The organism is Filifactor alocis ATCC 35896 (assembly GCF_000163895.2).
GTDB lineage: Bacteria > Bacillota > Clostridia > Peptostreptococcales > Filifactoraceae > Filifactor > Filifactor alocis.
In genome coordinates, this window is the sequence record NC_016630.1 from 1,485,440 (window position 1) to 1,500,948 (window position 15,509).

The following is a 15,509-nucleotide window of genomic DNA, read 5'->3' on the forward strand; positions in this document are numbered from 1 at the left end:
TGCTCTATAAATTTGATTTAAACGAAAAACTGATAGATATTGTAGTCATACATCACTCATATCTATCAGTTCTACTATATTTCAAATACTATTGCATATTTCTTTTGCTTTACCCTTATAACCTTCTTCTCTATTTTTTCGCTCTTCTGTATCCGTTCGCTATTGCCTCTTCTTCCGTCTCAAAATAAACAATATTTTTTGGAGAGATTCTATCATAAGCTACCATACCCGGAAGATGATAAATTTTACTTCTCTTATTTCCTTTGATGTGTCCCTCGCCGACAGGATGAGAATTCTTGTTTGATGTTGTATGTTTTTCCACATAGTGAGAATCCTGAGTCGCCGGTGTCTGTTGTACAACTGACGGAGAATTTATTGTAGGTGCTTCTGCGTCAATTTTCTTTGCAGTGTCCATTTTCAGTAATTTTAACTGTTCGTTCTCTTGTTTTATTTCTTTTGCGTATCCGTTTTTAGAAGGGTATGCCGACTTCATATTTTTCCAAATTCCTTGTTTGGCACTTCTTACAGAGCGCTCTACAGTCAAATATTCTTCATACTTCTTGACATTCTTTCCATACAAAACTGTTTTTGCCAAACTGTTTTTTACTAACTGTTGATTTAAGCAAATTTTATTTCCGTCATTCCAATACCAAACATACGCCAATGTTCTTCCATATTGGTCAAATCTCTCTACATCATACTCCAAAGTAACCTTTTTATCTTTCAAAAATTTTTGTGTAAATTTCAAAGCTGTTTGACCAAAAGGATTATCTTTTTTCCCATCAGGCATTTTTCTCTCAGGCGCATCTATTTGCAATAATCGAACCAATGTAGGCACACCGTTCATATCAAGCCTTATTGTATCTCCGTCAATTACCTGTAAAACAGGATATTCCTCTTCGACCGCTTTTTCAAGAACAGTTTCAGAAGACACCTCACCTGTATTTATACTGTCTAATGAATCAGCATAGACTGATGAATAAACAGGGTTAAACAATAGCATCGCAGACAATACACCAACCAAAAATTTCTTCATATTTTTCATCCTCCCTTAATATACTCCCTTAATTATACCATATATGTATAGAATATCAACACTATTTTATTGTTAACCAATCCATCAAATTTCATCTCTTCCGTCTTTTCTTTCTCCTCTTTGTTTAGTATAATAAATATGGTTTTGTCACAAAAACTTTATGATTAAGATAATGGAACATAGACTAAAGACCGTACGTAAGAGGAGTACTTCAACTGAACACTAAACATTTTTGTATTAGGAAATAAAATTGAAACGATACATCTCAAACAACGGTTTCGATTTTATCGGATGGTGCCATCGTTCATAAACAAAACAGAAAAGGATATTGCAATGGAACAATTTTCAAGAACAAGATTGATTTACGGAGATAAGGCATTTTATGAATTGCAGCAAAAACATATTGCCATATTTGGATTGGGCGGTGTCGGAAGCTATGCCACAGAGGCTTTGGTACGCACCGGTATCGGTACAATCACTCTTGTAGACTTCGATACAGTAGAAAAAAGCAACTTGAACAGACAACTTCCTGCACTTCACTCCACTTTAGGAGCACTAAAAGTGGAAGTAGTGAAAAAAAGATTGCTCGATATCAATCCTAACATCAAGATACACACCCTATGTAAAAAATATACTCCCGAAGAAGCGGATTTATTTTTTGAACGGAACTATGATTTTGTACTGGACTGTATTGATATGATTCCCTCCAAAGTGGACTTGATTGTGCAATGTGTCCAGAGAAATATTCCCATTATTTCTTCTATGGGAACTGCCAATCACAAAGATCCTTCCAAACTACAAATTTCAGACTTGGCAAAAACACATATGTGCCCTCTTGCCAAAATTATGCGTAAAGAGTTGAAACAATATGGTATCAAACATCTTCCCGTTGTATTTTCTACGGAAGAGATTTGTGTGCCGAAACAAAAACTTCTCTCGGAATCCGGAAAACAAATCAATGGAAGTCTTGCATTTGTAACGGGTACTGCCGGTTTGTTGCTATCATCTTATGTAATCAATAAACTAACAGACAACAATGAAACATCTGTAACAAACCACAATAATAAAAGCGATACATAAACTTAAGCTGACAAAACTATTTTTGACAATGTTTTGAATCGTTTTGTATCCATTTTTAATCATTCATGTTAGTTATAGAAAAGGAGAATTCTCTTATGAATGTTTTGGGAATTATTGCTGAATACAATCCGTTTCACAACGGTCATCTCTATCATATCAAACAATCCTGCACTGTTTCAAAGACACAAAAAGTCGTTGTCATCATGAGCGGAAATTTTGTCCAAAGGGGTGATTTGGCAATTATGGATAAGCATCTGCGTGCAAAATTAGCCGTCCAAAACGGTGCTTCTCTTGTACTGGAACTACCTGTGTTGTACGCATCTCAAAGCGCTGATTTTTTTGCAAAAGGAGCTATCGAAATATTAAATCATTTAGGAATTGTAGACTATCTTTCGTTCGGAAGCGAAAGCGGAAATATTGAACACCTCTCTTCCGTAGCGACTCTGTTTCATGAGGAACCGGAAGAGTATCGATATTTGCTCAAGCACTACCTCAACCAAGGGTATCCGTTTCCAAAAGCTCGTAGCAACGCTTTGGAACAATTGACAGGCTGCTCCTCTATTTCTACTCCGAACGATGTACTTGGAGTGGAATACCTCAAACACCTTTCGCGTACCAAAAGTGCTATCAAGCCTATTTTGATTCAACGAAAAGGAGCAAATCACGAGGATCATGCCATGAATACAGAATTTTCCAGCGCAACATCCATTCGGAACTATTTGACGCACATGTCAACAAAATTTTGCGGAAACTCTCCTCTTTACTCCGAAGAATTGCTTTCTTCCATTCCTGCAGCCACTTTAGATGCACTTCTCTATACGCATACCAACCACCGTTGGATGAGTTTGGAATTGTTTTTGAATGATATCAAAACCATTATTTTGAGAGAAGGAAAACATATCTCCAACTATTTTGAAGTCTCAGAGGGATTGGAAAACCGAATTTATGAAAGTTTTTTAGCTTCTGATAACTTAGAAGAAATTTTGACTTCCATTAAAACCAAACGATATACTTTGACTCGAATTCGACATATTTTGCTCAATATTTTACTCAACATTACCAAAGATACCATGCAAGAATTAAATACCTCCAACGAGATGGGATATGCACGAATTCTTGCATTTGATGAAGTCGGTCGTACTTTGATTCGAAAATCAAATAAAGAATTTCCTCTGATTAACAAGGCTGCCAATTTCAGACCGAGCAACCGAAAACAAGAAATTTTGTGGAATGCTGACGAAATTGCAGATACGATATACTACAGTCGCTATCGTTCTTCCTATTCCAACGGGTATGTGCTTTCGCCTGTTTTTGTAAAGAAAAGAGGAAGAGAATAAGTCATCTTTCAAAACAGGAATTTCTTCAACCACTCAACCGAAACATCCGTCTTATAAAAAATCATTTTTCAATCCACGAAAAAAGACAGGAGACTGATTTGACTCATTCCCCTGTCCTCTTTTTCCTCTATTCTTCTTCTAAAGGATTATTTTCTTCTCTGAATTTCAATTTTTCCAACTCTTCATAGTTTGCACTGATTCTCGCATTAACACGCTCTATATCCAAACCGAGTTTTTCCAGTATATCCTGTGCATAAGAAATCGCACCGTTTCGGACATCATTTCCGTCGGAAACAGCTTTTTGCAATGTTTCTTTTGCTTTTTCTTCCGCTTTTTGTGTAATGATATGTTCTTGTACCAGCTCTTCCGCCTTATTTTCCGCATCTTTTATAATTTGTCTTGCCTCTTCCATCGCTTCATCAATAATGCGTTGTCTTTCGTTGCTAATCCACTCTGCTTGCTTAAAATCCTCCGGAAGTCCAACACGAATATCTCTGATATAAGAAAGTGCAATCTCTTTGTCTATTGAGACTTTACTACTAAATAGCGACTTGGAACTTTGTTCCATCATATCTTCCAGATGTTGCAAAATTTCTAATACTTCCATCAAAAATCATCCCTTTCATCGTGTAACTTTTCTATTAACTTTTTATAAGCAAGCTCCGGAATCAAATCACTCACGCAACCGCTAAATCCGGCAACTTCTTTTACCAAACTGGAACTCAAATAAGCATAGATTGGGTTGGTCATCAAAAAAATTGTCTCTGCTTTCGGATAAAGCTTACGGTTCATCTGTGCCATCTGAATTTCATACTCATAATCCGAAACCGCACGCAACCCACGCACAATCACATCAATATGATTGTCCCTGCAGTAGTCTGCCAACAATCCCGAAAAACACACCACTTCAACATTATCTAAATGCTTCACTGCATCCAAAATCAATTCTTTTCTTTCTTCTAATGAAAATAGACCTTGCTTTTTTGCATTGATTAAGATAGCTACCGTAACATGTTCTACCATACCTGCTACACGCTCTATCACATCTATGTGTCCATTGGTAATCGGATCAAAACTTCCCGGATATACTGCTCGATTCATCGTCCTATTCCTGTTCCTTTTCTAAATCTCTTTTTGCTGTATCTGATACACAGATATTTTTGTCTTTGAATAATTCTTTTCCTTTATTTTTATGAAATGCTGCGTCTGCTCCGGCGGAGTAAAATCTCGGGCTGTTTCCAAAATCACAATTCCATTTCTGCCACACACATCATTCTTATCAATCTCTTCCAACACTTCTTTTACCATCTCGCCTTGGTATGGCGGATCTACGAATATTATATCAAATTTATTTCCCGTTTTGTTAATTTTTGCCAAAAAATCTCTGTAATCTCCACAAAAGATTGTCGTTTGTGCATTTGCTCCACACAAACCGACATTTTTTTTGATTAAAGTAACAGAATCCTTGTGATTGTCTACTATCGTTGCCGAATTTGCACCACGAGACAACGCCTCTAATGACATTACTCCCGTTCCGCCAAATAAATCCAACACATCAGAAGAAGGAATATCAAACGCAATCATACTGAAAATAGCTTCTCTCACACGATCTAATGTTGGTCGAATACGAGAATCCGGCGGAGTATTCAATTTTTTTCCCTTCCATTTTCCGGCAATAATTCTCATAAAATCTCCTTCTTCTCTTTGTATCCCGTTGTATTCTATCTTATTTTTTGAGATATTTCAACTGATGACAACGATATTGTTCAAAAAGCACCCCATATTCTAATTCATCACAAGATGTTCCATTTTCTTTTGAAATGTCTCTTCCACTCTGTCTCCCAATGTTTTTCTTTCTTGCTCCGAACAAACCAATCTTTTGTCTGTCAATTCTTGAATATCCTCCTTGGATGCAAACATTACTTTTTGATGCTTTGTAAAATCCGCCAATTTTAATTCGGGAATCCCATGTTGTTTCACACCCAGCACTTCTCCGGGACCGCGAATCTCCAAATCTTTCTCCGCAATCACAAAGCCGTCATTCGTACTTGTCATAACCTGCATTCTTTTCAACGCAACTTGGTCATATCCACGATAAATAAGATAACAATACGACTGGTCGCTTCCTCTTCCCACTCGTCCTCTCAACTGATGTAGTTGCGAAAGTCCGAATCGTTGTGCGTCTTCAATAATCATTACAGTCGCATTAGGAACATTTATTCCTACTTCAATCACGGTTGTAGAAACCAACACATCAATCTCATGCTCTTGGTATTGCCTCATCATCTCCGTTTTTTCACTCGATTTCATCTTTCCGTGCAACAATCCTACACGGAAAGATGAAAATACACCTGTCTTCAAACTTTCATATAATTCTTCTGCAGATTTCAAATCCAACACTTCACTCTCTTTCACCAAAGGGCAAACGATGTAGAGCTGTCTTCCTTTTTGCAATTCTCCGATACATTGTCCATAGACCATATGAGCTTTTTTCTGCTCAATTGCGTAAGTTTCAATCTGTTTCCTTCCCTTAGGCAATTCATCTATGATGGAAATATCCAAATCTCCCTGTAAAACTAAAGTCAAGGTCCTTGGAATCGGCGTTGCTGTCATAACCAAAATATGCGGTGAAATCTCATATTGTTTGGACAATTTTCCACGCTGTTTCACTCCGAATCGATGTTGTTCATCTGTAATCGCAAGCGCTAACTTGGAAAAATGTACTCCTTCCTGAATGACTGCATGTGTTCCAATTACCAAATCATAATCTCCATCGGAAATTCCTTGATAAATCTCTTCTTTCTTTTTCTTCGAAATACTTCCCGACAAAAACGCAATCCTCACTCCGCTTCCTTCAAATAACTTTTTTGCTCCTTCATAGTGTTGTTTCGCCAGCACCTCTGTCGGCGCCATCAACACCGTCTGATAACCGTTCAGAAAAGTAAGATAGGTTGCATACCATGCCAAGACCGTCTTTCCACTTCCTACATCTCCCTGTACCAATCTCTGCATCGGTTTTTCTTGTTTCAAATCCTCCGTCATCTCTTGTAAAACTCTCTTTTGTGCATTTGTCAATTCAAACGGTATCTTATCGAAGAAAGACTTTGCTTGTTCAAGCTCTTTCAATACAAAAGAACGAGCCGTTTCATCCTTGTTTCTCAAATTCAAAAGATGCATTTGTAACATAAAAAACTCTTGATAAATCAAACGATATCTTGCACTTTTTAAAGCAGAAACAGAATGAGGAAAATGAATGTTTCGCACAGCAAAATCAAACGGTGCCAAACTTCTTTTTTGTAACAATGACTCAGGAAAAACTTCTTCCAATTCTCCCAATGATTGAAGAATAGTACGCATGGCATTTACCATATCATGGTTGCTCAATCCTTTGACGAGCGGATAGATAGGATAGATATAGTTCATCAATACATTCTTCCCAAACGGTTCAATCTCAGGAGAAGAAAATAATATTTTTCGTCCTTTTATCTGGCACATTCCGTAAAACTGGATACAATCTCCTACAGAATACTGCTTGTGAAGATAGGGATTGTTGAAGATGGTAATCACTCCTTCTTTTCCCAATTCGGAACAGACTGTTATTTTGGTAATCGTCATTTTCGGTTTCGGGCGAGAAGTCTGAAACGAGACAATTCTTCCGGAAGAAAATACTTTATCTTCTGTTCGAATCTCATCCAATGGAACATGAGTTGCTCTGTCTTCATAACGGAAAGGAAAATACAACAAAAAATCTTCTATTGTTTCGATTCCCAATTGTTTCAACAATGTCGCTTTTTTGCTTCCGATTCCCTTGATACTTTCCATACCGTCTGTCTTTTTCATCTCTTTCTCCTTCCTACTATATTATGTACTGATTTGTAATGTATCCATTTTATCATATTATCTATTTATTTTTATGTACTCCTTGCAAATTTGATACAAGAAATTAAAAAAGAGAACTGCTACAAAATGAATCTGCTCATTCTGTAACAATTCTCCTTATATTTCGCTTTCTTATACTCTATTCTACAGATATGAAATAATAGTAGAGAGGTTGTCCTCCCTCGTAGATTTCTACATCCACATCAGGATATTTCTCTGCTACATGCTCCATCAATGCTGTTGCCTGTTCTTCTGTGACATCTTCCCCATAGAACAGGGTAATGATTTCAGCATCTTCTGACAAACTGTCGATGGTTTCTAAGGTTACTTCTTCTATTTCTGCACCGTTAGCAAGAATTTCTTTTCCGCTGATTCCGATTACTTCGCCTTCTTTGATTTGCTTGTCACCACTTGTTGTGTCACGAACAGCATAAGTAATCTCAGCCGAGGTTACACATGAAATTGCATCCAATATATTTTGTTCATTTTCTTCCGGAGTTGCAGCAACATCGATTGCCATCAATCCCACTAATGCGGAAGGAATATCTTTTGTCGGAATCACGATTACATTTTTATCACTGATTTCTTTGGCTTGGTTTGCCGCCATAATGATATTAGAATTGTTAGGAAATACGAAGATGGTATCGGAATTGATTTTATCAATCGCCTTCACAAAATCTTCCGTACTCGGATTCATGGTTTGTCCACCTTCAATGATAGTGGTCACATTCATGTCTCTCATCATGTCTGCAAGGCCTTTACCTACTGCAACTGAGATAATTCCGTATGCAAGCGGATCTTCTTCCATCTCTTCTCTTCTCTTTGCCAAAACAGCTTCTTGTTGCAATCTCATGTTCTCAATCTTGATGCGATCCAATGCACCATGTGCAGATGCCTTTTGCAACACAACTCCCGGATCATTGGTATGGATGTGAATTTTGATAATCCCCTCATCTCCCACAACAACCATAGAATCTCCCATATCTTCAATTTCTCTACGGAATGTATCTGCATCCACTTCATAAGTTCTTAAGAAAAATTCTGTACAATACCCAAATTTGATTTCTCCGGAGAATGCATGAATATCTTGTTTCATCATTTCTTCAAAATCTTGTTTTGTTTCTGTACTGCCGTCCGCATTGATTGGATTTCCTTGATATGCCTTTACCATTCCTTCTAAGATAGAAAGAAAGCCTCGCCCTCCGGAATCCACTACATTCGCCTCTTTGAGCGCCTTCAATAATTCAGGTGTATTTGCCAAAGAACGACGAGTTGCTTCCAAAAGTTTCACCAAGAAGTCTTCCATATTTTCCATATCTTTCATTTCCAAAGCTGCCTCTGCCGTTTCTCTGCAAACTGTCAAAATAGTTCCCTCTACGGGTTTAATCACGGCTTTGTAAGCAACTTTTCTTGCAGAATCCAATGCAACCGCAAAGTCTTTTACCTGCAAATAATCTTTTCCTTCAATCCCTTGTGCAAATCCACGAAGAATTTGTGACAAAATAACACCGGAGTTTCCTCTTGCTCCCATAAGAGAGCCCCTTGCAACCGCCTTGGAAATTTCTCCCAACTCATTAGATGCAACTGACTCCAACTCTGTTATTGCAGAATTCATAGTAAGCGACATATTCGTTCCTGTGTCACCGTCCGGAACCGGAAAGACATTTAATCTATCTACAATATCTCTTTCGTTTTTTAGATTATTTGCTCCGGAAACTAACATACTTCGAAACAGTACCCCTTCAATCCTATTCATTTATTTACTTCCTCCTACCTATTTTTGAACTCTTACTCCATCAACATTGATTGTAATTTCTCCAACTTTTAAGCCGGTCTGATGTTCAATGTAGTATTTTACACGCTCAATAATATTTTCTGATACAACTGCAATATTGGTTCCGTACTGAATAATAACAAACAAGTTCAGATAAACAACACCATCTACAATATCAACAGAAATTCCTTTTGTTCCGTTTGCAAAAGAAAGTAATTCTACAATCCCATTTTTATTTCTGGATGCCATTCCCACTAATCCATAACATTCTTTCGCCGCATTGTTTGCAATTTTTGCAACAACATCTTTTTCAATATATATTGCTCCATGTTCATTTACTTTACAAGTTGACATTGAATTGCCTCCCTTCATTCAAAAACCATATACATAAACTATCAATTGTTTTACGATTTCATTCCTATTTTATCTTATTTTTTTTGTTCCTTCAAGCTTTATTCCCTATAATACCCATATTCACAAAAATATTCTAAAAATCTTATCTATTTTCCAAAATAATAACAACACTTTCTTACAAAAACAGAATCTCTGATAGCGATGTCTGTTTTTCCTATCTCCTGTTTTGCTACTATCTATCATACCCTTAACTTTGTATTCACAGTTTCATTGCTTATCTTGATTATTCCGGTTCCTAACATAAAGTCAAACTAAAACAAAGTCATTTCGTTTTCATGGAACATTATCTCCTACAACGAATGTTAAGACAAACTGTTATCATCTATATGTTATGCTCTGTATGTATCATTTACACAAAAAAATGATAGAAGGTGCCAATAACATCATCTTAACATTCTTATCAGTCACTTCTATCATTTTCTAATGATAACTTTAGTTCTTATTTCAATTTTATTTTACAAGTTTTATCTTATTCCAAGTCCAAATTTATGTTTCTGTATCCTTCCTATTTCCAATACAAAACAAAGTCATTCATTCCAGTTTGAATCTTATTCCAAATGTTGGTCATCCTTCTTCTATCACTCTAACTCAAAATGATTTATCTCACCAACAAGTATTACATACGAATCATTGATGAAAACTGATAACTTAAACTCTACTTTTTGGATATGACGAAATGTTATCCTATTTTCCAATCCTGTACCATACCTACACGATTAACATATTGTTTCTTAATCAAACTTTATTTCAAATACCTCTTTTCCAAAATACCATTCAATCAAGAAAATGTATTTTTTCAATGGTATCCGTCTACTAATCATTTTTCACAATATGTTCTTCTTACAACAAATTGACTTCTACAACTTCAACAATTGTATTGATTCTGACAATGGGTTTTTCAGAAACAGAAACGATACCACACCTCTAATCTAAAAACATTGAATATTAGGTGTATTGCCTTTAGTAATTATATACAAATCAAAATAGAGGAATCATTCTGCTACTTTTTCTTTCCAATTTTGGAAATATCATAAGGTGTTTCCTGATATACACCATAATTCAACCAGTTTGCAAAAAACAGATTTGCATGAGATCTCCATCTCACCTTAATCCCCTTCGTTTCGTCATTGTCTACAAAATAATTTTGAGGAAGTTTTGTGTTTAATCCCCTTTGTCTGTCTCTCAAATACTCCTGATACAGAGTGTCCTCCTCATATTCAAAATGCCCTGCAATAAATACAAATCTTCCGTCTTTACTGGAAACTAAATTGCTGCCGATATCTTCTCTCCCTGACCACACAATCAAATCATCACATTTCTCCACTTCGTCTATCTTATTGTAAGTGTAGCGAGATTGAGGCATAAAGAAATAATCATCGAACCCTTTTGTCAAAACACCTCTATGCATTACATCAAAGTCGTAAACTCCAAAAATCTTTTCGTCTTTTTGATATTTTTGAATCCCATAATAATGATACAATGCTGCTTGAGATGCCCAACAGATAAACATCGTGGAAAAAACATTCTCCTTTGCATACTCCAAAATCTGAGTGAACTCTTCCCAATAGTCCACGACTTCATACTCCATCGTTTCTACCGGCGCTCCTGTAACAATCATCGCATCATACTTGGTATGTTTCATTTCTTCAAATGTCTTATAAAAACGGTTCAAATGCGTTTCATCTGTATTTTTGGATTTATAACTTTCCGTTCGTATCAAATCAACATGAACTTGCAAAGGGGTATTGGACAACATACGAAGCAACTGCGTCTCTGTCTCCTCTTTTTTCGGCATCAAGTTCAAAATGGCAAGTTTGAGCAGACGAATATCCTGAGAATCTGCTCGGTTTGTTGTGATGATAAAAATTTGTTCTTTCTCTAATATACTTTTTGCAGGTAAATCACTTGGTATTACTAAAGGCATTGCTTTACCCTCCATTTCTTTTTACAATCGCAAAGGCCTTTTCTTTATCAATATCGGTCTTCCTATAACGATGCTAAGGCTTGATCTAAATCAAAAATGATATCTTCTACATCTTCAATTCCCACTGAGAAACGAACCATATTTTCCTCAATACCGGCTCCCAACTGCTGTTCTTTTGACAGTTGTCTGTGTGTCATGCTCGCCGGATGCAAGATATGAGTTCTTAAATCTCCTACATGGACTACCAAGGAAGCTAAGGTGAGAGAATCGATGAATCTCTTTGTATCTTCCACATCACCTTTTACTCCAAAACTGATAACTCCGCTTCCGCCTTTTTTCAAATATTTTTTACTCAATTCATAAGAAGTGGAGCTTTCAAGCAATGGATAGTTCACCCAAACCACTTTTTCATGGTTTTCCAAGAATTTTGCAACTTTCAATGCATTTTCGGAATGTCGTGCCATTCTAAGTGCCAATGTCTCTGCTCCCAAGTTTGTCAAAAATGCATTGAATGGGCTCATTGTCGTTCCAAAATCTCTCATGAACACAACTCTTGCCTTTGTAATAAATGCTTGATTTCCAAATGTTTCTGTATAGCTAAGTCCATGATAATTAGGGTCTTTCTCTGTTAAATGTGGGAACTTTCCGTTTGTCCAATCAAATTTTCCGGAATCTACGATAAGTCCTCCTACACTTGTTGCGTGTCCGTCAAGATATTTTGTTGTAGAGTGAATCACGATATCTGCTCCGAATTCAAACGGTCTGCAAAGATATGGAGTCGCAAAAGTATTATCCACAAACAACGGAATATTATTTTCGTGTGCAACTTCTGCTATTCTTTCAATATCCAACACATCTACTTTAGGGTTTCCGATTGTTTCGGAAAAAATCAATTTTGTATTTTCTTGAATTGCCGCTTGTATCACTTCTTTAGACGCATTTACCGGAACAAAAGTTGTCTCAATTCCCAACTTTTTCAAAGTAGAAGATAGTAAAGTGTATGTTCCGCCATACAAATTGTTCATTGCCACAAGGTGCTCCCCATGATTACAAATTGTAAGGATGGATAATAGAGTTGCAGCCTGTCCCGAAGAAGTCGCCAACGCTCCTACTCCTCCTTCTAAAGCTGATATCTTCTCTTCCAACACTCCTACTGTCGGATTTGAGATACGACTGTACATATGTCCGGCTTTTTTCAAATCGAACAAATCCGCCACTTCATCCGCACTGTCATACTGATATGTTGTAGATTGCACCAACGGAGTGATTCTCGGTTCTCCGTTCTTCGCTTCATAACCTGCTTGTACACATAATGTTTCAATACTTTTACTCTTAAATCTTCCCATTATACTTCCTCCTGTTCATAAATAACAAATTTACTAATTTTTTCAAACATACTCTTCTGTAACTTAGAAATTTTCGAATCCTATTGAATTTACATTCCAATAAAAAAACTCTCATCCCATTATAGAAAACTATAAAAGGACGAGAGCAATATCCCGCGTTACCACCTTTTTTTATCATCATCTCACAATAATGACCTCAACAGGTACTATCATACCTTGGTGCTGTAACGGGCACTCCCGTTCGAATCTAATGCATCGCCCTCAATCCGACTCAGGTAAAGACCATCTTCAACTTGCTTTCCGTTGTTCTTTTTCACCAAACAAGAACTCTCTGTAAACTTACTCCCAAGCATACTCTTCCTTACATAAGATTATATTTGAATTCGTTTTTTAGTATTCTATCAAGCTGTTTTCTATCTGTCAATCTCTTTTTTCATTTTTTTCAAAAAATTTTGTAATTTATCTCCTACGGAAACAAGTAAAAAAGCGATGTATTTTTGCACAGGTTTTTGCTTAATTGACAATATCCTTTATTATCAACAAAAAAACAGATACAGTCCCTTCTTTTTGCTCTTGTATGAATGAAGCTCCAATGAAATTATTTGAATAATCTTGAAAAAACACACTGTATATAATCCCAACTTTATTATACATCTCTTTAATTTTTTATTTCTCCCGAAATTTATTGAAATGCTACAATAACTGATTCTTTTTCTTCAAAATAATCTTCCATACTGCTACTCACTCCAAAAGCCAAATATGCTTGCTCAAAAGTAATGTCTTTAGTATTACTTAAAATAACAAATTTACTATCTCTTACAGCATTAGGCATTCTTCCTTCCAATTCTAATCTATATTTATAATGATATTTGTCAGTTTTCCAGGTACCGTCATTTAGCTCATAATATTTGACATAAGTAACTAATCTATTATCACTGATGTGTTCTTCTCTTAGTTCCGGATCGGTTTTTTCATAGGTTTTAATAACATCAGAAGAACTTCCCAACTTAATAAAATTCTCCACATTTTCTTCGCGTATATCAATATAATCATCTTTATTCTCGTTACGTACTAACCTGATATACATCGGTGCTTCCTTACTATCTCTTCCTCCTATAATAAGATAGTATTTATCATCGATTTCATATTCCAAAATATATAGTCCAAAACCGACTTCTTTGCTTTTATATTTTTCAAAATCTTTCCATGATAAATTATCTCCTTTCTGAGAAAGCTCAATAACTTTTTCAATAGATAATGTGTTATCATCTTCCTTTTTAGGAGAACATCCTGTTATTGAAAAAATAATTAAAAATATCAAAATCATTGAAACAATTTTTTTCATTACCTTCACCTCCATAATGTTAAATTTAATCTATTTAATATTTTACTACATTTTATCCTCTATCCATAGATACAAACTCTTACTTTTTTACCTATGTTGGTTCTTTACTTTCTGCTTGTAAAATATTTCCGGTTAATCTCCTTGCTGATTTTTTGGATACATATCATTTTCAAGTTGCCGTTTCTTAAATTACTATACTCTATTAGGTAAACCGGAAGTTTACTTTGTACTACAATCAACCAGGACAGCATCTTTAACAGAAAAATAGTCATCCATATTGCTACTTAATCCAGCTGCTTTCCATGCTTGTTCAAAAGAAATATCCGAAAAATTACTAAGATATACAAATATAGAATCACAAGCTGCATTAGGCATTCTTCCCTTGGTTACAAGTTGATACTGATAAATATGGTCATCACATGCCCATGTCCCATCTTCCAGCTTATAATAAGTTTTAAGACTACCGTCAATCCTTTCTATCACTCTATTCTCCTTGGTGCATCCAACTATGGACAGTGTGTAAATAATGATAAGTAGCACGATAATTATCTTCTTCATAATCGTTGCCTCCTAAGCAATTTAAAGTTATTTTCCTGAGCGTTTTATAACATGATACCATTTTTCAGTCCGGTTTTAAGAAATAAAAAACAGCAAAGCTACTGTTTCTTAAATTATTTATAATATTTCATTGGACAAATCGTTTTTTCAATATCGACCTCTATATTCACATTTTGCCAAATCTGTACATTTTTTGATAAAATCCGTTTTTGCATCAGTATATCCATCTCGATCATGCTCAAATTGTTTCCAAAGAGATAGTTTCAATGTTTCATATTCTTTGGCTATCTCTTTATGTTCATTGAGATAGTCTCGAAAATATAGTTCATCATGATCTCCGGTCATTCTAATATGAAGGTGAAATACCCTCTCTGCAAAACCTTGTTCTGTGTATCCTTTATTGAGCGTGATTCGATTTTCACTCATATTCATACATAACCAACCGTTATCTGTAAGGATGTCCTTTACAATATCCAAATCCGACTCGTTGTTTACTTCAATCAATATATCTACAATATTTTTTGTCCATATTCCTAAAATTGCAGTACTTCCGATATGAGATATTCTTACTATAATATTATCCGGCACTGTTGATAAGATAGTGTTTCGTTCTTCTTCATACCATACTTTCCACAACGGATTATGTTCCACCAAAAAAATCGGAAACAGTTGCCAAAGTTCTTCTAAGCTCGTTTCTTCTAACATTTTACCCAAACTTACTCCCTCCGATTCTAATTTGTATCTTGAAATAGTTATTGACGATGTACCCTACTGTACTGTTTATGTTCTTTGTGTAGAGTAAGTCGGTATTTTTTG

14 protein-coding genes and 1 other annotated feature are annotated in these 15,509 nt (G+C 35.8%); of the genes, 2 read left to right on the top strand and 12 right to left on the bottom strand.

Annotated elements, in window-relative coordinates:
• Positions 1-130: 130 nt before the first annotated feature.
• Positions 131-1,036: a thermonuclease family protein gene (locus HMPREF0389_RS06610; protein WP_014262854.1), complete on the bottom strand. Its 906-nt coding sequence runs from the start codon at positions 1,034-1,036 to the stop codon at positions 131-133.
• Between the two features lie 333 nt (positions 1,037-1,369).
• On the opposite strand from HMPREF0389_RS06610, the gene HMPREF0389_RS06615 reads away from it, so the two are divergent.
• Together HMPREF0389_RS06615 and HMPREF0389_RS06620 are read left to right on the top strand one after the other, a co-directional pair.
• Positions 1,370-2,116 (top strand): tRNA threonylcarbamoyladenosine dehydratase, encoded by a 747-nt coding sequence (locus tag HMPREF0389_RS06615; protein WP_014262855.1) that lies wholly within the window; start codon positions 1,370-1,372, stop codon positions 2,114-2,116.
• 95 nt (positions 2,117-2,211) lie between these two features.
• Entirely contained in the window at positions 2,212-3,453 is a 1,242-nt protein-coding gene (locus tag HMPREF0389_RS06620) for a nucleotidyltransferase (protein ID WP_014262856.1), read from the top strand.
• Between the two features lie 127 nt (positions 3,454-3,580).
• Here HMPREF0389_RS06620 and HMPREF0389_RS06625 read toward each other — a convergent pair whose 3' ends face one another.
• The 11 genes from HMPREF0389_RS06625 to HMPREF0389_RS06675 all read right to left on the bottom strand — a co-directional run bounded on the left by HMPREF0389_RS06625 (position 3,581) and on the right by HMPREF0389_RS06675 (position 15,407).
• Positions 3,581-4,060, bottom strand: coding sequence for an ATP synthase subunit B family protein (locus tag HMPREF0389_RS06625; RefSeq protein ID WP_014262857.1), 480 nt, complete (start codon positions 4,058-4,060; stop codon positions 3,581-3,583).
• Complete coding sequence (gene coaD / locus HMPREF0389_RS06630; RefSeq protein ID WP_014262858.1) at positions 4,060-4,554, bottom strand: pantetheine-phosphate adenylyltransferase; 495 nt, start codon at positions 4,552-4,554, stop codon at positions 4,060-4,062. Before coaD ends, HMPREF0389_RS06625 begins: the two co-directional genes overlap by 1 nt.
• 21 nt (positions 4,555-4,575) lie before the next feature.
• Positions 4,576-5,139 carry a 16S rRNA (guanine(966)-N(2))-methyltransferase RsmD gene (gene rsmD, locus HMPREF0389_RS06635; RefSeq protein ID WP_014262859.1) on the bottom strand — a complete coding sequence of 188 codons (564 nt, stop codon included), beginning with the start codon at positions 5,137-5,139 and terminating at the stop codon, positions 4,576-4,578.
• Between the two features lie 99 nt (positions 5,140-5,238).
• Entirely contained in the window at positions 5,239-7,293 is a 2,055-nt protein-coding gene (gene recG / locus HMPREF0389_RS06640) for an ATP-dependent DNA helicase RecG (protein ID WP_014262860.1), read from the bottom strand.
• A 178-nt stretch (positions 7,294-7,471) separates the two neighbouring features.
• Positions 7,472-9,088 (bottom strand): DAK2 domain-containing protein, encoded by a 1,617-nt coding sequence (locus HMPREF0389_RS06645; protein ID WP_014262861.1) that lies wholly within the window; start codon positions 9,086-9,088, stop codon positions 7,472-7,474.
• An 18-nt stretch (positions 9,089-9,106) separates the two neighbouring features.
• Positions 9,107-9,460 carry an Asp23/Gls24 family envelope stress response protein gene (locus HMPREF0389_RS06650; RefSeq protein WP_014262862.1) on the bottom strand — a complete coding sequence of 118 codons (354 nt, stop codon included), beginning with the start codon at positions 9,458-9,460 and terminating at the stop codon, positions 9,107-9,109.
• A 1,060-nt stretch (positions 9,461-10,520) separates the two neighbouring features.
• A complete protein-coding gene (locus HMPREF0389_RS06655; RefSeq protein WP_014262863.1) occupies positions 10,521-11,444 on the bottom strand; it encodes a homoserine O-succinyltransferase in 924 nt (307 codons plus the stop codon).
• Positions 11,445-11,506: 62 nt separating this feature from the next.
• On the bottom strand, positions 11,507-12,790 hold the full coding sequence (locus HMPREF0389_RS06660) for an O-acetylhomoserine aminocarboxypropyltransferase/cysteine synthase family protein (protein ID WP_014262864.1): 1,284 nt from the start codon (positions 12,788-12,790) through the stop codon (positions 11,507-11,509).
• A 132-nt stretch (positions 12,791-12,922) separates the two neighbouring features.
• Positions 12,923-13,161: a binding site (T-box leader), on the bottom strand.
• A 311-nt stretch (positions 13,162-13,472) separates the two neighbouring features.
• Positions 13,473-14,135 carry a hypothetical protein gene (locus tag HMPREF0389_RS08780; RefSeq protein WP_014262865.1) on the bottom strand — a complete coding sequence of 221 codons (663 nt, stop codon included), beginning with the start codon at positions 14,133-14,135 and terminating at the stop codon, positions 13,473-13,475.
• Between the two features lie 219 nt (positions 14,136-14,354).
• On the bottom strand, positions 14,355-14,693 hold the full coding sequence (locus tag HMPREF0389_RS06670; RefSeq protein ID WP_014262866.1) for a hypothetical protein: 339 nt from the start codon (positions 14,691-14,693) through the stop codon (positions 14,355-14,357).
• A gap of 147 nt (positions 14,694-14,840) precedes the next feature.
• Positions 14,841-15,407, bottom strand: a complete 567-nt coding sequence (locus HMPREF0389_RS06675) for a GrpB family protein (protein WP_014262867.1) — start codon at positions 15,405-15,407, stop codon at positions 14,841-14,843.
• Positions 15,408-15,509 lie beyond the last annotated feature (102 nt).